The sequence below is a fragment of the Candidatus Uhrbacteria bacterium CG10_big_fil_rev_8_21_14_0_10_50_16 genome, from assembly GCA_002774875.1.
Taxonomy (GTDB): domain Bacteria; phylum Patescibacteriota; class Patescibacteriia; order UBA9934; family UBA11717; genus UBA11717.
In genome coordinates this window covers 1-15,896 of sequence record PCYM01000007.1, presented here as the reverse complement: position 1 = coordinate 15,896, position 15,896 = coordinate 1, and the positions used below count along the sequence as shown (strand labels likewise).

Genomic DNA, 15,896 nt, shown 5'->3' with positions numbered 1-15,896 from the left:
TATGGAGCCACTGAGCGGAGTCGAACCGCTGACCTCTGCCTTACGAAGGCATTGCTCTACCAGCTGAGCTACAGTGGCACGGGTTGTTACGGAGAGGAACGCGCTGGGGAAAAGCGACAAGAGCTCACATCTCTCTGTGCTATACTGGCGGCATGGATTGTAGCCAAAGGGCTCAAAAAAATCAAGGGTATGATCAAACTTCACAATGTTTCTAAGGCGTATGATACAGAGGTCCATGCACTCCATGGGGTCAATTTGCATATCGAACCAGGGGAGTTTGTTTCAATCGTAGGTCAAAGTGGCACCGGAAAAACAACGCTTTTGCGGCTTTTGATTGCCGAAGAGCGTCCAACACATGGGAAAATTGTGATTGGTGGATGGGATATTTCTGATATTTCTTCTGCACAAGTACCGTTTTTACGACGGCAAATTGGTGTGGTCTACCAGGATTTTAAATTGCTGCCAAAAAAGACCGCGGCAGAGAATATTGCGTTTGCGTTGGAGGTGGCTGGAGGTGCGCGGAAACGGATCAAAGAAGTTGTTCCGCAGGTGATGCGCATTGTGGGGTTGGAGGGGAAAGAGCGTCGCTATCCGCACCAGATGTCTGGCGGTGAGCAGCAACGTGTGGCGATTGCACGTGCGTTAGTGCATCGACCAAAGGTACTTGTGGCCGACGAGCCCACAGGAAACCTGGATACCATTACCGCCCATGAGATTATTGATCTGTTAAAAAAGATAAACGATTTTGGGACGACGGTGGTGTTGGTGACGCATGATAAAACGATCGTGAACCACCTTAAAGGACGCGTGATTACGCTCAAAGACGGAACGGTGGTACGTGACCATGTTGGTAACTATACATTGGCATGAGGACCCTCCACAGAACAACCAAGTTTGCTCTCCAAAATATTGGGAGAAACATCTGGCTCTCCGTGGCCACGGTGTTGGTCTTTGTATTGACGCTCTCTACGATCAATATTTTGATTACGCTTCACGTGCTTACGGATGCAGCGATTCAAAGTGTGGAGGATCAAATTGATGTCTCGGTGTATTTTAAAAAGGGGACTTCGGAGGAGATTATCTTTGGAGCGCAAGATTATGTGTCGAGCTTGTCGCAAGTCTCCAAGGTAGAGTATGTGAGTGGAGAGGAGGCACTGAAGCGTTTTTCTGAGCGTCACCGGTACGACGCACGTATTTTAGAGGCGTTGACGGTCGTGGAGACCAATCCGTTTGGCGGAGAGTTGATTGTCTCGGCACGTAATACAGATGATTTTGCGTTTATTTTGGAGGCGCTAAAAAATCCGACGTTCGGCAATGCCATTGAGAGTCAGGACTTCTCTGACCATGAGCGGGTGATTCAACGTATCGACGCGTTTACGCAGCGTGTACAGCTATTTGCGCTTGTGCTGGCCGGGATTTTTGCGCTTATTGCTGTCTTGATTGTACTCAACTCAATTCGCGTCTCCATTTATACGCACAGAGAGGAGATTGGCATTATGAAGTTGGTGGGGGCAAGCAATAGTTTTGTGCGGCTTCCGTTTATTATTGAAGGAATTATCTTTAGTTTGCTTGCGACACTTATTACGGCTGCGATCGTGTTTCCAACGGCCGCGTCTATGGAACCACAATTAGCGCAATTTTTTGAAAGCAACACTATTGGTCTCTCGACGTACTATCTCCAAAACTGGTATTGGATTTTTGGGGGACAGTTCTTGGCACTTGCCGTTTTATCGACCGTCGCATCCGCACTTGCTATGGGTCGTTATTTGCGCGTGTAGATATGGTGTACATGATTTCTTTGTTACTTCTTTTGTGTTCGGCGTTGTTCTCTGGCCTCACGTTGGGTTTGATGAGTTTGGACGTGCATGATTTAAGACGGAAGGCGACACTTAAAGATAAACAGGCTCGTCTCGTCCTTCCAATTCGTTCGCGTGGAAACTTATTGCTCACAACACTGTTACTCGGGAACGTGGCGGTGAACGCTATTTTGGCAATTTTCTTGGGATCGATTGCAAGTGGTGTTTTGGCGGGGGTATTGGCTACGGGTCTCATTTTTTTATTTGGAGAAATTATTCCGCAGGCAGTGATCTCCCGCCATGCATTAGCGTTTGGGGCAAGGACATCATTGATCGTGCGTGTTTTAATGATCTTGTTTTATCCAATTGCCGGGCCTATTGCGTGGGGATTGGATCGACTCCTTGGGGAAGAGCTTCCGTCTGTGTACTCGCGACATGAGCTATTGAAGGTGATTGAAGAACATGAAGATTCTCACCAGAGTGATATCGATGCGGATGAAGAGAGAATTATAAAAGGAGCGTTGACGTATTCCAATAAGATGGTTGGCGATGTGATGACGCCGCGTGTGGTTGTGATGCTCTTGGAGGAGAATCAACCTCTGACGCCGGCGTTTTTAAAACAGTTGCGCGAAGCCGGACATTCTCGTTACCCGGTGTACAGTGAAGGCAGTAAGGATATTTTGGGAATTTTGTACGTAAAAGATTTATTGGGTCGTAAACTTACGGGCAAGACAGTCAAGGCGTTTGTAGATAAAACAGTCTATGGTGTACACGCGTCGTCTAAACTGGACGATGTGTTAAATGCTTTTATTAAAACGCGCCATCACTTGTTTATTGTGCTCAATAATGAGGACACGCTAGTGGGACTAATTTCTGTGGAGGATATTATCGAGGAAATTGTGGGCGTGGAGATTGTGGATGAGTTTGATCAACACATTGACATGCGGGAGTTGGCCAAGCGCCGGAAATAAACGAGGGTCCAAATGGGGTCAGGTCTTTAATCCTGAATCTTTTCGTCACCCATCATGAGTCGTTTACCAGAGCATCTCGGTGAGCGGAGCTTCATTTTTTGGTTTTTCTCTCCTACGCCTAACTTGCAACAACGCGAATGTGCTCCTGTGGAATATCCTGCGGGATCATGATTTCCGCCGTAACGATTGCATCCGGCAGATGGGCGGGTGCTCCTTTGATTGCCATATATCCTCGTCCGCCCCAACCGCTCGGGTCGCGTAGCTCCTCGTCTATTCCTTGTTCGTTTTCCGTAGGAATTTTGTACCACTTTTGAAAATCTGTAAATGCAATAACAGATCGCCAGTAGTTGGCAAGAGCTTGTTCGCGGAGAGTACGATCGGCAAAAAATCTGGCATCTTCAATTAACATCAAGTCACCAACAAAAGAAGTCGTTGGATCAACCTTGAGCTCCAAAAGCGCTCCTTGCATTGTTTTACTTTGCTGAATTTCAGAAATGACGTAATCACGATACTCCTCCCAGGTTGTGATCCCATGCTTCTGTAGGTCTTTGGGATTGTATTTTTGCATTGTTTCAAAAACGGCAATGTGTTTTTTATCGTTAAAACGTTCGTCTGCAAGACCGCCCATACCGTGACCAAGTTCTAAATTTGGATAAGCAAAGAGAACCTGATCCCGATCAAGCTTGGCTTGTCTTGCCCATTCGGGTCTGGCCTTGTTAAGGATGTCATTAAATGTGCTAATTAATGTCGGATTAGAAAAATTTCTCACTTCAGCATCAAAATGTAAACCATACGCGTCAATATCTTGTAGCCTCTGGGGGGAGGTTTCATGAAATACAGAAACGAAGTCTTTTGGTGCAATGATCTCTTGCCTTGTAAAGATGCTGGTAGAAGGATCTTTTTCTCTGCGATTTTCTACGATGGGGAGAGATAACCTGTCAATCATAGGGTTATGATTTGTGTTTACAAACCAATTTTACCATAGACACACCTGTTTGCGCCCTCACCTCTCATTTTCTTCCGAAAATTCGGGTTCGGGTCCGGGCCTCGCCGTTGCACTTCTCGCCAATATCAGCGCAACATGGCTCCGGCCGTTCTCACCCGTCAAACATGCCTCAATGGCATGTTCTCTCCACCCCATCACACAAAGAAAAACCACGGCAGCGCGCCGTGATTTTTCTTTGGTTCGGGGACAGGGGTTCGAACCCCGATTCCCAGGACCAAAACCTGGTGTCCTACCATTAGACGATCCCCGAATGTCAAACCATGTGTGGAACGTCACGATCATGCCACGAATTCCTCGCGTTGTCAATCAACAACTATACACATTGACGTTCGCCTTTTGTTTGGGTAGAATGGCCACGAATCTTTTCTGACCCCCTAGTACCCCTAAGTACTGGGCGTTTTGTGTGTATATGAAATTTCAACTCCATTCCGACTACCAACCCGCAGGGGATCAACCAAAAGCCATTAACGCGCTTGTGGAAGGCTTAGGTGCGCAGATGCACGAGCAAACGCTCCTGGGTGTTACAGGATCTGGTAAAACCTTCACTATGGCCAACGTGATTGAGCGGACACAGCGCCCAACGCTGGTGGTGGCTCACAACAAAACCTTGGCAGCGCAGCTTTGTGCCGAGTTTCGTCAATTCTTCCCGGATAACGTGGTGGAATACTTTGTGTCTTACTACGATTACTATCAACCGGAGGCTTACATGCCAGGAAGTGATACCTATATTGAGAAAGAGGCGCAAATTAACGACGAGATCGACCGTCTGCGTCACGCCGCAACCCAAGCGCTACTTACACGTCGCGATGTGATTATTGTGGCGAGCGTGTCATGTATCTACTCACTGGGATCACCGGAGGAGTACCAGGCCAACGTGCTGCAAATTCCTTTGCACGGCAACATGACGCGTGAGCTCATTATGCGCGAGCTCCTTTCTATGCAATTTGAGCGTACAACGGGTGATCTTACGCGCGGACATTTTCGCGTGCGTGGAGATGTGATGGAAATCATGCCCATCAACTTGGAAGTGCTGTATCGATTGGAGTTTGAGGAAGGGCAACTCAAAAAAATGAGCGAGTTAGACGCGGTCACTCGCCGACACCTTAAACACTCGGAGGAACTCTGGTTATTCCCGGCACGTCATTACAATACGTCGCCGAGCGTGGTCAAAAAAGCGGTCGCAGGAATTCGTGCCGAGATGACGGATCGCGTGGCGGAATTGGAAGCCGTTGGCAAGATGTTGGAGGCAGAGCGATTAAAGCGACGGACGATTTACGATCTTTCCATGATTGAGCAAACAGGATTTTGCAGTGGCATCGAGAACTACTCGCGTTGGTTTGATGGACGCAAGCCAGGAGAACCGCCATTTACCCTGATCGACTTTTTCCCAGAAGACTTTTTGACGATTATCGACGAGTCACACGTGACTTTGCCGCAGGTGCGAGGGATGTTGGCCGGGGATCAGGCACGGAAACAAAACTTGGTAGAGCACGGTTTCCGATTACCGAGCGCCGTGGATAACAGACCATTGAGTTATGAGGAGTTTGCAAAACGCATTGGACAGCGCGTGTATGTGTCGGCGACGCCCGGAGAGATAGAACTCGATCAGAGCGATCAAGTGGTGGAGCAAATTATTCGCCCAACGGGGCTTATTGACCCAGAAATCCTCGTGATGCCCGTGTCGGGTACGGAGGAATCGCCTGGTCAAGTTGATGATCTCATCCCGCGTATTAAGGACCGGATCACACAGGGTGATCGTGTGCTGGTGACCACGTTGACCAAAAAAATGTCGGAGGACCTGACAGACTATTTAACGGACGAGGGAATCAAAGTTTCGTATCTGCACAGTGATATTAAAACCATGGAGCGTGTGGAGATTCTCTCTAAGTTTAGAAACGGGATTGTGGATGTGATTGTGGGGGTCAACTTGTTGCGAGAGGGGCTGGACCTTCCTGAGGTGTCACTGGTGGCGATTTTGGATGCAGATAAAGAAGGCTTTCTGAGATCAGAAATGGCGCTCATCCAAACCATGGGACGAGCGGCACGTAACGTGCGTGGACAAGTAGTGTTGTATGCAGATAAAATGACGGGATCACTTAGCCGCGCGATCGAGGAGACCAATCGCAGACGCGCCATTCAAACGACGTACAACAAAAAGCATAAGATTACGCCACGGAGCACTAAACGTGATCTGTCAGACATTCGCGGTTTGTTTGGCGGAATGCCGGAGGACGTGGATATCTCGGATGTATTGGATATTGAACTTCTGGCTGAGCCGCACGAGATAAAGGCCGTCATTAAAGAGAAGCAATACGCCATGAGTCAGGCCGCACAGGATTTGGACTTTGAGACGGCGGCACTGTTGAGGGATGAGATCGCGACGTTAGAGAAGGAGGTTAAAGAGATGGGTAAGAAAAAAAGTGAACGACGCAACCGCTAGGGGTGCGCCGCAAGAAGGACGTGAAGGTCGGAGAAGAAACGAATCTGCCCCCTTGTGAACTCGTCGACGTTGCCCAGGGCGATGCGAAACAAACATGTGCGTCGACCGAGATCGATAGCCGCCTGTAGATCTTCTGGGAACGGGAAGATGGGATTATTGGGACGGTGCCAGTACCTACGGTACCCGTAGACCGTCTCCCCACAGCTACCGATGATGCGGATGAACCGGTAGAAGATCTGGCTCGCACCAACTCCACCCGCGAGAATCGTCCCTTCCCCAAGGTTGGCACTGATGTCGTCGTTGGGAGGAGTGTGACGTGCAACGAAGGCCAGCATTCGATCCGGCGGAAGGCAGAACATGCCGCTGACGATCTGATCGATGGTTTCGTTGCTGAGCGTTCGGGTTGGATCTGGACACGACTTGTCCTGAGGCGCATCCGGAGGTCGACAGCCACCGTACCCCGCCCAGACATATAACAGAGTGCGTACCCAGTCATGAAAGGGCAGGCAGGGATCGGGCATCTTTGGTGAGAGGGTGAATGATTCCATGGGAATTCCTCCTTTCGCTCGTATCTTAACAAATTTTGAGGAGCACATAAAAATGGTGCGTCAACGGTAGCTCTCTGTGGATAATATTTACCAATACGTATGCAAGAACACATCAGAATCAAAGGGGCGCGAGAACACAACCTCAAAGACGTGAGTTTAGAGCTGCCACGCAACAAAATGATCTGTATTACAGGGCTTTCTGGCTCTGGAAAGTCGAGTTTGGCCTTTGATACGATCTTTGCGGAGGGGCAGCGACGGTATGTGGAGTCTTTGTCGGCCTATGCCCGGCAATTTTTGGGGCAATTGCAAAAACCGGATGTGGATGAAATAGAAGGATTGAGCCCGGCTATCTCGATTGATCAAAAAGCGCATTCTAGAAATCCCCGCTCAACGGTGGCGACAATTACTGAGGTGTATGACTATTTGCGTGTGTTGTATGCGCGTATCGGTCAGCCGCATTGTGTGGTGTGTCAAAAACCGATTCAAAAACTCACCGTCGACGAGATGGTGGACGTGATTGTGAGTGAATCGAAGGGTGAGAAGGTGATGTTGCTCGGACCTGCTGTGCGTGGACGTAAGGGCGAGTACTATCAGTTGCTGTACGATTTATATAATAGCGGATTCGCCAAGGTGCGCGTGGATGGCAAAATTCATAACCTCTCGGAGCAGATTACGCTGTCACGTTATGGCAAGCACACCATTGAGGTGGTGGTCGACACGCTCACGGCGGCAGAAATGAAAAAGGTCTCCAAGGAGACTCGACAACGGATCTCGGAGGGGATTGAGACGTGTTTGGAATATGGGAAAGATGTGATGACCGTGTTGTTTGGCGGAAAACGTGAGCGATTACTCTCTTCCAAGTTTAGCTGTCCCGATGATGAATTCTCGTTCCCGGAGATTGAGCCGCGCTTGTTTAGTTTTAACTCACCTTACGGTGCGTGCCCGGGTTGTGATGGGTTGGGTATTGAATCGCTTTTCTCAGAAAGTGTATGCCCAGTTTGTAACGGCAAGCGATTGCGTCCTGAGGGGTTACATGTGTGGGTGGGCGGCAAAAGTATTGTGGAGGTGACACGCATGAACATAGACGACGCACAGGCGTTTTTGTCTCACATTAAATTAAATGCGCAATCAGCAAAAATCGCAGAGAATATATTGCGGGAGATTAACAATCGACTGCAGTTTATGTTGAATGTGGGAATTGAATACCTGACGCTTGATCGTCGCGCGGGAACGTTGTCCGGCGGGGAAGCGCAACGCATTCGTTTGGCTTCACAGATTGGATCACGATTGGTGGGGGCTATGTATGTGTTGGATGAACCAACGATCGGGCTGCATCAACGCGATAACGACAAGTTGATTGCTACGTTACTGGAGCTCCGTGATATGGGTAATACGATTATTGTGGTGGAACACGACGAGGATACGATTCTTGCCGCTGATTGGATGGTAGAGTTGGGGCCGGGCGCGGGAATCCATGGAGGACATTTGATTGTTTCGGCGGACATGGCGGAGGCAATCAATCATCCTACGTCGCTCACGGCAGCCTATTTGCGTGGAGATTTGGATATTCCGGTTCCAGAAGATCGTCGTGCGATTGGTCGGGATGTGATTAAGATTCGTGGAGCCTCGGCCAACAATTTAAAGAATATTGACGTAGACATTCCATTACGACGCTTTGTGTGTGTGACGGGCGTGTCGGGGTCGGGTAAATCCACGTTGGTGGAAGACGTAATGTACAAACACTTAGCTAAGAAGTTGCAGGGAACAGGAGGGCGTCCCGGAAAAGCCACAGCGGTGCTTGGAACGGAGTACTTGGATCGTGTGGAAATGATTGATCAATCGCCGATAGGTCGTACGCCACGCTCTAACCCTGCAACCTACACGGGTGCGTGGACGCCGATTCGTGAACTGCTCGCAAGTGTAGAGGAGGCACGTTACCGTGGATACAAGCCGGGGCGGTTTAGCTTTAACACGCCAGGCGGACGGTGTGAGAACTGCCAAGGTAATGGTCAGATTGGCATCGAGATGCATTTTTTGCCAACCGTGTATGTGCCGTGTGATGTGTGTCACGGAAAACGATTTGATAGAGAAACATTGGAGGTGCTTTGGAACGGCAAGAACGTGCACCAGATTTTGGAGTTGACCATCGACGAAGGCGTAGACTTCTTTAAAGACGTGCCGATTGTGCATGACCGCATGTTGGGCATGCAGAGCGTCGGGTTGGGGTATATCACCATTGGACAGCCGGCTACCACGCTTTCGGGCGGGGAAGCGCAGCGTGTTAAGTTAGCTAAGGAATTATCCAAGCGCCACCTGGGCCGCGTGATGTATGTGTTTGATGAGCCGACTACGGGATTGCACTTTGCCGATATCAAACAGTTGTTGGAGGTGATGCATCGCTTGGTGGAGAAAGGGAACACGGTGGTGGTGATTGAGCATAATTTGGATGTCATTAAGACGGCGGATTGGGTGATTGACTTGGGTCCGGAGGGCGGAGATCGTGGAGGGACGTTGCTGGCCGAGGGAACACCGGAGGAGATTGCGCGCATGCCGCGTTCCTATACGGGGCAGTACCTCAAGAAAACGCTCAAAAAGAGTAAGAAGTAGCCCCGAGCTTTGCAGAGCGCAGGACAAACAAAACGCTTGGACACTCTTTGTTATCTGTCACTCGTCGTTCCTCCACGAGTTCGAGTACTCCACGGACCTCGACTGCTACAAGCTGATCATGGGCAAGATCACCGACGCCCAGTGGTTGGTGGATCGACTCCTTGCGATGAATCCAGACGACCAACCGCTCTGGTTCTATACGATCTACCGAGACGACGTTTCCGGTGTGGAGAACTGCGGCATGACCGTTTATCGTCTCTATGAGTTGGGTGCGCGTACGGCGTGCCTCGACCCTCAATTTTTACTATACTGTTTGTATGGCAATTCCTTCACCGATTCAAATTAAAAACAACCAACTTCCGGACAATCCGGGGGTGTATTTGTATTACAACGCGGCAGGGGATTTGTTATATGTAGGAAAAGCCATGAGTCTCAAAAAACGTGTCACATCCTACTTTTCAAAAAAATATCAACGCGACGACGACCCGTACGCGCGGCGCATTGGAACCATGGTGCAAGAAATTGCGAAGATCGACTATGTCGAGACGCCGACGGTGATTGAGGCGCTGGTGTTGGAGGCTAACTATGTGCGTACAAAAAAGCCGTATTACAATGTTTTACTGCAGGATGATCGGAGTTTTTTGTTCTTAGTGTTTACCAACGAAGATTATCCAAAACCTGTACTCAAACGTGGATTGGAGCTCGCGCGTGAGGGGATTTTGCCGTTTATGAGCGTGGAAGAAGTGAAAAAAATTGCCGGCCATAAATATCTGGCCGTGTATGGACCGTTTACTTCACCAGGTGCCCTGCGCAAGGCGCTGGAGTTGTTGCGTAAGATTTTTCCGTGGTCCGAATGCAATCCGCCAGATGAGCGTCACGGGGTGCGTCCGTGTTTTTATGTGCATATCAAATTGTGTCCCGGTGTGTGTACGGGGAGTATCTCCAAGGCAGAATATCGAAAATCAATCAATGGACTCATGCGTTTTTTTGATGGAAAGAAACTGACCGTCATTAAACAGTTAGAAAAACAGATGAAGGCCGCCGCCGCCAAGCTTGCGTTTGAGCACGCCGGTGTGCTTAAGCGACGTGTGTTTGCACTGCAGCATATTCGCGATATTGCAGTGCTTACGCGTGACTTTTCGCCGCTGCCGTACGAGAATCCAGACAAGGAATTTGTGAACGCACTGGGCCGTGTGGAGGCGTATGATATTTCTAATACGTCTGGCACCAATTCTGTGGGGAGTATGGTGGTGTTTGAATCGGGGCGGCCGGCACCGTCAAAATATCGCAAGTTTAGAATTAAAACCGTGGAGGGACCAAACGACGTCGCCTCGTTACAAGAAGTTTTGTCGCGCAGAATTAAGCGCGCGGAAACGTTTCCAAACACGTGGCCGTTGCCAGATGTAATGGTGATCGATGGGGGAAAGCCACAGGTGAATGCCGTGCAGGCGATTTTGGATCAGGAGCAAGTACGTGTGCCGATCGTGGGGTTGGCAAAGGGGGCGGATCGCAAAAAAGATGAACTCATCTACGACCATGACGATACGTTTTTGGCGCGCGTGGTGCAGGCACAGAAACCGTTGTTTCAACGTGCGCGGGACGAGGCACACCGGTTTGCGCAGAGTTATCACAAGCAGTTGCGCGGAAAAGCAATGAAGAGAAAGAAGTAAGGGACGACCGATGTGTCGTTCCTTTTTTTGTCTACAGTCCTTCGCCGAACTCGCCTATCTTCAAACACATGCGTTTTGAGAATCTTTCGCATAGGCTTCAGCTTTCAAAACACACGTGTTCTTGGGGGCAAAGACCTTGATCGCTTCGCCGAACTCGCCTATCTTCAAACACATGCGTTTTGAGAAGATTCGCGCTGTGGCTCTATCTTTCAAAACACACGTGTTCTTGGGGGCGAAGGGCTGGATTCCTTCGCCGAGGATCCTTATCTTCAAACACATGCGTTTTGAGAATCTTGCGCATAGACTTCAGCTTTCAAAACACACGTGTTCTTGGGGGCGAAGGGCTGGATTCCTTCGCCGAGTACACTCATCTTCAAACACATGCGTTTTAAGAGTACTCGCAGGCTCATACTTTAAAACACACGTGTTCTTGGGGGCGAAGGCTGGATCTGATCACAAACAACTATCCGTCATCCCGAGCTTGACGAGGGACATTGGCCTATATTTTCGTGAGTATCTCTCTTAGAGAACACGGCAAAGGCCCTTCGACGGCATTCGTGTAACTCACTTCGTTCAGGATGATGGGAGAGATACCTTCTAGATCTTGCAAAATCGATAAGATTGCTTCGCGGAACTTGCAATGACGACCGAGAGTGTTCAGCGACGCGTGGCTAGGTAAAACTTTGATCTTCACGGGTACCTCCAAGGTGGAAAGATCTAGCGTATTTATAGGAGAAAACACGGCATTTGTCAGTCTATCCACAGCATATGTGTATAAGCCCACCTTTGTTCGCCTTTTGTTTCAATAGACGAAGGGTGGCATGGTGGGTAGTATTGGTTCTGAAGGGTGCAAAGTGGTGAGTGGTGGGGAGGAGAAGATAGGCAATTCTCTTCCTCACACTGCCTTAGATGTGCCTGGTTTTTTAGAACCAGACACGGTGTGAAGAGAGATGATGTGTTGAGTCGTCAGCACATCTTTAACCTGTGGTAGCCCCAACGTCCATGTTTCTTGGTGAATATAATCATGCGTTAGATGAAAAAGGTCGGTTGGCCATCCCGGTAAAGTTTCGTGATGCGCTCCGTAAGGGCGCCGTCGTTACGCGCGGGTTGGACAACTCCCTCGTCATTTATGCCATGACTGAATGGAAAGTTCTTGCAACCAAGCTTGCAAACCTTCCTATTTCACAACAAAACTCTCGTGCGTTCGCCCGACTCATGCTTGCGGGTGCAATGGATGTGAGTATCGATAAACAGGGACGATTTGGTATCCCAGAATATCTTCGACAATACGCGGGTATGAAGAAGAATGTGGTTGTGGCGGGTTTATACAACCGTCTCGAACTTTGGGATGCGTCCACGTGGGAAGCGTATAAGAAAAAAACAGAGTCTGCATCTTCGGCGATTGCCGAGCAGCTCGGTGAATTGGGTATTTAGTGGTGTATGGAATCGTTCCACATTCCGGTTCTCAAGGAGGAGATACGCCATTGGATGCAACCGCACGCAGGAGGAGTTTACGTGGATGGGACATTGGGACATGGTGGGCACACGATACTGTTGTTGGAGGCAAGTGCTCCAGATGGTCGTGTGATTGGCGTTGATCGTGATGCGCGCAATATTGCGATGGCACAGGATCGCATCGGTGCCACGGATCGACTCACCTTTGTGCAGGATGATTACCGACACCTCAAAAAAATTCTGCACGCGCAGGGAATAGGGGAGGTGGACGGAATCTTGTTAGATGTCGGGTTTAGCTCGGCACATGTGGATGATGCCGCACGCGGATTCAGTTTTCAAAAAGATGGACCGTTGGACATGCGCTACGACGTCGACCAAGGGCAGACAGCCGCCGAGGTTGTGAACTCCTGGTCGGAGGAGCAGCTCACGCAAGCATTTCTTGTCTACGGAGAAGAGGATCGTGCGCGAGAGGTGGCAAAAGCCATTGTTGCCCGAAGACGTGAACGACCGTTTTCTACGACGGTCGATCTCGCGGAAACCATTGCGGTGACGCTTGGAAGGCATGGGAAAATTCATCCCGCAACCCGTGTGTTTCAGGCGTTACGCATTGTCGTTAATGACGAACTGGGAGCTATTGAAACAGTCCTTCCACAAGCCGTTGACGCTCTCAATGTAGGGGGTCGCCTCTGTGTGATCTCGTTCCATTCGCTGGAAGATCGACTGGTTAAACGTTTTCTCAAAGGACGACCAGACCTGCGTATTCTGACCAAAAAACCGCTCAAACCGAGCCCGTCAGAAATCGCCAGTAATCCGCGCGCTCGCAGCGCAAAACTCCGTGTCGCACAAAAAGTCGGCCCGGAGGAGATAGGAAAAAGCAAAAACAAATACCCTCAACATGACCGTTCTCTCAACAACCAAGCGCGTCACGCGTTTTCTCCCGACGATTCCAACATCCCTCACCCTCTGGAACCTAGTGCTTAGTGTTGTAGTGATCGTGCTGGGCGTCGCCTATGTGATGCAGGTCTCGCAGTCGACACAACATGGTTATACGATGCGTGATTTGGAAAATTCTGTGCAAGAGCTACAAGTGAAGAATGAGCGACTCATGACATCTGTCGCCTCTGCGACCAGCCTTGGAACAGTGTCTGAGCGTATGCAGATACTTGGGTTTGTTGATTCACAAGAGGTGGTGTATTTGACGGGGGTTAATTCCGTTGCCGTGCGATAGGCGGTGTTTCAATTTTTGTTCATTCCGTGGATAGAGATTGAAATATCATGTTATGCATTGGTATTTCAAGAGTGATACGCGCACAAAACCTCCGGGGGACCGGAGGTTTTGGTTTGTTTTGTGGATAAAGGGGACAGGCACTGTTATTGTGGGTGGAGGCTTGCGGAGGTACGAAGCAAGCCGTAGCCGCATACGCTGTGTTAGCCGAGGGTGAGCGACCATCGGGAGCGAAAGCGCAGCGTCCCCTTGAGTATTTTTAAACATGACTAAAAACATCAGATAATTTTTTGATCGTCCGTTTTATTCTTCTACCTTGAATATCTTTTCGCATATATTCTGACTCAATCAGTAGCGCATCCACACCTACATCTTTTGCTGATTTATAATCCCAGCGATAGTGGTCGCCGACCATTAGAGCTTTCGTCTTTGGAATACCACGCTCCTTTAATATTTTAACAATGAACTCTCCTTTGGAACCGTGAAATTCTCTGGTAGCGTGTACTTCATCAAACAAACCATTCAATCTAAAATGGGTGACTTTATGATTGATTATAGAATCAGCTTCTTTGGGAGGGTGTGGATGCGTTGAAAGTAAGATTGTGAGAATGCCCATTTTTTTTAACCTTTTCAAGGTAGATAAAACCGTCGGGATCATGACCAAGTGTTTGTAATGTTCCTTTGCGTCTTTACTCTCTAGATAAATCCAATGGGGTTTCTTTGTATATCTCGTTGATCGAGGATACCAAAGTGTCCCATCTCCATCCAAAAAAAATTATCTTTTTGTTCATTTTAGTCATGTTTAAAAATATTTCGGCTAACGTCTGGGATATATCAAGTTTACACGAAGCGAAGTGGAGTGAGTCGAGAAAAGAACGTTTATAATAAAAAGGGGTAAAACTTTTACTCTAATGTATAGTTCCAGCCAGGTTGCCATGCTTTTGTCTCTCGCCAATCATCTGCAAAAGCCTGTTCCCAAGTTTTGTTTTTCAACAGAACATCTAATGCTAACTGTGGTGCTTTGTGTGCGACAACGGCAACCGACTTTCCATCATAATTTTTCTTCAAAAAATCAAGAAAATCACTTATTCTCATTTTGACATCTTCGTAAGATTCACCGTCGGGAAATCTCTTCGTTATATTTTGTTCTTGCATGGGTCCAACAATTTCAGAGGGCTGTGCATTGTATTTTCCATAATTACATTCCCGCAAACGTTTATCAGGAATAATTTTGACTTTATTTTTGAAAGTTAGTTCAGCCGAATGCACAGCCCGTTTTAGGTCAGAGCAGAAAACGACATCAAAATGCTTATTTTTAATTTTGTCCCACAATTCAACAGATTGTTGAACCCCTAACTCTGACAAATCAACATCAAACCAGCCAGAGGAGATTTCCTGTTCGTTATCGGTTGTAGTTCCATGAACAAAATAAGTGATTTTCGATACCATATTACTATTGAAAAATTATGATATATAAAAGTTTTGCCCCCTCAAAATTCAAAATAGCTCTTTTCTCGATTTCGTTTAACGTGCCGTGTATAGCAGTAGTGCCGCCCATCATCATTGCACGAAACTTCGGTTGACATGAATTTTCACAAACACCTCAAACTTCAATTCCAGTTAGCGGCATCTGGGAGAAGAATATCGCCCCGCCGTAAAAATAGAAAGGGGCGATTTTCTGAACCTGCTATACGCTGTTATCGGATGTATTCAATTGTTTTCTTAATCAAACCACCATGTCATTTCTGAGCCCGTAGCTATCACTTGTCCATCAGTTGGATCGATAGCTCCGTGGTATATTTCTCCCTTGTCATAGTAAGTAAACCCTAACCACTCACTCCCAGCTGGTTTGCCCATGCTCTCAGCACCTTGTTCGCTTACAGTGACGACTTTTGAAAAGGTTGGTTCTTCCAAACCTTGGAAAGCCTCCTCATCTGCTCTAAATAACTCCTTAAATTGAGCCTCCTTTGATCCGCCCTGATCGGGCATTGGTTCTCCACTTTCTTTATACTTATGATTTATATTTATGAATAATGAGTATAGTTTAGCCAGGTAATCGAGCTTTGTAAATACAAAAGAAAACAATTAAATATTTCGCCTAACGCGCGCGGCTGATGCGAAGTGACGGTATGGCATGGAGTGAAACGGAATGGCATGCCGGCATTTCGCATAGCCGTT

General features: G+C 48.3%; 14 protein-coding genes and 2 tRNA genes. 8 read left to right on the top strand and 8 right to left on the bottom strand.

Annotated features, from left to right (window positions below; translation table 11 throughout):
* Positions 1-2: 2 nt before the first annotated feature.
* A tRNA-Thr gene (locus COV06_03785) sits at positions 3-78 on the bottom strand.
* Here COV06_03785 and ftsE point away from each other — a divergent pair.
* Genes ftsE through COV06_03770 form a run of 3 tightly spaced genes read left to right on the top strand, consistent with a single transcriptional unit; the run spans position 52 to position 2,767 of the window.
* Positions 52-870: a cell division ATP-binding protein FtsE gene (gene ftsE, locus COV06_03780; GenBank protein ID PIR47374.1), complete on the top strand. Its 819-nt coding sequence runs from the start codon at positions 52-54 to the stop codon at positions 868-870. The two genes, COV06_03785 and ftsE, sit on opposite strands and share 27 nt — an antisense overlap.
* Complete coding sequence (locus COV06_03775) at positions 867-1,778, top strand: hypothetical protein (GenBank protein PIR47373.1); 912 nt, start codon at positions 867-869, stop codon at positions 1,776-1,778. Before ftsE ends, COV06_03775 begins: the two co-directional genes overlap by 4 nt.
* Positions 1,779-1,780: 2 nt before the next feature.
* Positions 1,781-2,767 (top strand): hypothetical protein, encoded by a 987-nt coding sequence (locus COV06_03770; GenBank protein PIR47372.1) that lies wholly within the window; start codon positions 1,781-1,783, stop codon positions 2,765-2,767.
* A gap of 118 nt (positions 2,768-2,885) precedes the next feature.
* On the opposite strand, the gene COV06_03765 is transcribed toward COV06_03770, so the two are convergent.
* Together COV06_03765 and COV06_03760 are read right to left on the bottom strand one after the other, a co-directional pair.
* Positions 2,886-3,713, bottom strand: coding sequence for a hypothetical protein (locus COV06_03765; GenBank protein ID PIR47371.1), 828 nt, complete (start codon positions 3,711-3,713; stop codon positions 2,886-2,888).
* Between the two features lie 236 nt (positions 3,714-3,949).
* Positions 3,950-4,023: transfer RNA gene (locus COV06_03760), tRNA-Gln, on the bottom strand.
* Between the two features lie 159 nt (positions 4,024-4,182).
* On the opposite strand from COV06_03760, the gene COV06_03755 reads away from it, so the two are divergent.
* Positions 4,183-6,213, top strand: a complete 2,031-nt coding sequence (locus tag COV06_03755; GenBank protein ID PIR47370.1) for an excinuclease ABC subunit B — start codon at positions 4,183-4,185, stop codon at positions 6,211-6,213.
* On the opposite strand, the gene COV06_03750 is transcribed toward COV06_03755, so the two are convergent.
* The gene (locus COV06_03750; protein PIR47369.1) at positions 6,210-6,761 is read right to left on the bottom strand and encodes a hypothetical protein; all 552 of its coding nucleotides are present in this window, start codon (positions 6,759-6,761) and stop codon (positions 6,210-6,212) included. The genes COV06_03755 and COV06_03750 overlap by 4 nt on opposite strands.
* Positions 6,762-6,860: 99 nt before the next feature.
* On the opposite strand from COV06_03750, the gene uvrA reads away from it, so the two are divergent.
* Together uvrA and COV06_03740 are read left to right on the top strand one after the other, a co-directional pair.
* Complete coding sequence (uvrA, locus tag COV06_03745) at positions 6,861-9,368, top strand: excinuclease ABC subunit A (GenBank protein ID PIR47368.1); 2,508 nt, start codon at positions 6,861-6,863, stop codon at positions 9,366-9,368.
* A 260-nt stretch (positions 9,369-9,628) separates the two neighbouring features.
* Positions 9,629-11,038, top strand: coding sequence for a hypothetical protein (locus tag COV06_03740; GenBank protein PIR47367.1), 1,410 nt, complete (start codon positions 9,629-9,631; stop codon positions 11,036-11,038).
* A gap of 60 nt (positions 11,039-11,098) precedes the next feature.
* On the opposite strand, the gene COV06_03735 is transcribed toward COV06_03740, so the two are convergent.
* On the bottom strand, positions 11,099-11,317 hold the full coding sequence (locus COV06_03735; protein ID PIR47366.1) for a hypothetical protein: 219 nt from the start codon (positions 11,315-11,317) through the stop codon (positions 11,099-11,101).
* 723 nt (positions 11,318-12,040) lie between these two features.
* Between COV06_03735 and COV06_03730 the strand changes: the two genes are divergently transcribed.
* The gene (locus tag COV06_03730; protein ID PIR47365.1) at positions 12,041-12,472 is read left to right on the top strand and encodes a cell division/cell wall cluster transcriptional repressor MraZ; all 432 of its coding nucleotides are present in this window, start codon (positions 12,041-12,043) and stop codon (positions 12,470-12,472) included.
* Positions 12,473-12,478: 6 nt separating this feature from the next.
* Complete coding sequence (locus COV06_03725) at positions 12,479-13,474, top strand: 16S rRNA (cytosine(1402)-N(4))-methyltransferase (protein PIR47364.1); 996 nt, start codon at positions 12,479-12,481, stop codon at positions 13,472-13,474.
* Between the two features lie 503 nt (positions 13,475-13,977).
* Here the strand turns inward: COV06_03725 and COV06_03720 are convergent.
* The 3 genes from COV06_03720 to COV06_03710 form a co-directional block, all read right to left on the bottom strand.
* Complete coding sequence (locus COV06_03720; GenBank protein ID PIR47363.1) at positions 13,978-14,376, bottom strand: hypothetical protein; 399 nt, start codon at positions 14,374-14,376, stop codon at positions 13,978-13,980.
* 245 nt (positions 14,377-14,621) lie between these two features.
* The gene (locus COV06_03715; protein PIR47362.1) at positions 14,622-15,167 is read right to left on the bottom strand and encodes a hypothetical protein; all 546 of its coding nucleotides are present in this window, start codon (positions 15,165-15,167) and stop codon (positions 14,622-14,624) included.
* Positions 15,168-15,440: 273 nt separating this feature from the next.
* On the bottom strand, positions 15,441-15,707 hold the full coding sequence (locus COV06_03710) for a hypothetical protein (GenBank protein ID PIR47361.1): 267 nt from the start codon (positions 15,705-15,707) through the stop codon (positions 15,441-15,443).
* Positions 15,708-15,896: the final 189 nt, after the last annotated feature.

What these genes read in the sequence shown, in the direction of transcription:
- COV06_03775 (PIR47373.1), top strand. Translation starts at nt 867, where the DNA reads ATGAGGACCCTCCACAGAACAACCAAGTTTGCTCTCCAAAATATTGGG.
- COV06_03770 (PIR47372.1), top strand. Translation starts at nt 1,781, where the DNA reads ATGGTGTACATGATTTCTTTGTTACTTCTTTTGTGTTCGGCGTTGTTC.
- COV06_03765 (PIR47371.1), bottom strand. Translation starts at nt 3,713, where the DNA reads ATGATTGACAGGTTATCTCTCCCCATCGTAGAAAATCGCAGAGAAAAA.
- COV06_03755 (PIR47370.1), top strand. Translation starts at nt 4,183, where the DNA reads ATGAAATTTCAACTCCATTCCGACTACCAACCCGCAGGGGATCAACCA.
- COV06_03750 (PIR47369.1), bottom strand. Translation starts at nt 6,761, where the DNA reads ATGGAATCATTCACCCTCTCACCAAAGATGCCCGATCCCTGCCTGCCC.
- uvrA (PIR47368.1), top strand. Translation starts at nt 6,861, where the DNA reads ATGCAAGAACACATCAGAATCAAAGGGGCGCGAGAACACAACCTCAAA.
- COV06_03740 (PIR47367.1), top strand. Translation starts at nt 9,629, where the DNA reads ATGAGTTGGGTGCGCGTACGGCGTGCCTCGACCCTCAATTTTTACTAT.
- COV06_03735 (PIR47366.1), bottom strand. Translation starts at nt 11,317, where the DNA reads ATGTGTTTGAAGATAAGGATCCTCGGCGAAGGAATCCAGCCCTTCGCC.
- COV06_03730 (PIR47365.1), top strand. Translation starts at nt 12,041, where the DNA reads ATGTTTCTTGGTGAATATAATCATGCGTTAGATGAAAAAGGTCGGTTG.
- COV06_03725 (PIR47364.1), top strand. Translation starts at nt 12,479, where the DNA reads ATGGAATCGTTCCACATTCCGGTTCTCAAGGAGGAGATACGCCATTGG.
- COV06_03720 (PIR47363.1), bottom strand. Translation starts at nt 14,376, where the DNA reads ATGATCCCGACGGTTTTATCTACCTTGAAAAGGTTAAAAAAAATGGGC.
- COV06_03715 (PIR47362.1), bottom strand. Translation starts at nt 15,167, where the DNA reads ATGGTATCGAAAATCACTTATTTTGTTCATGGAACTACAACCGATAAC.
- COV06_03710 (PIR47361.1), bottom strand. Translation starts at nt 15,707, where the DNA reads ATGCCCGATCAGGGCGGATCAAAGGAGGCTCAATTTAAGGAGTTATTT.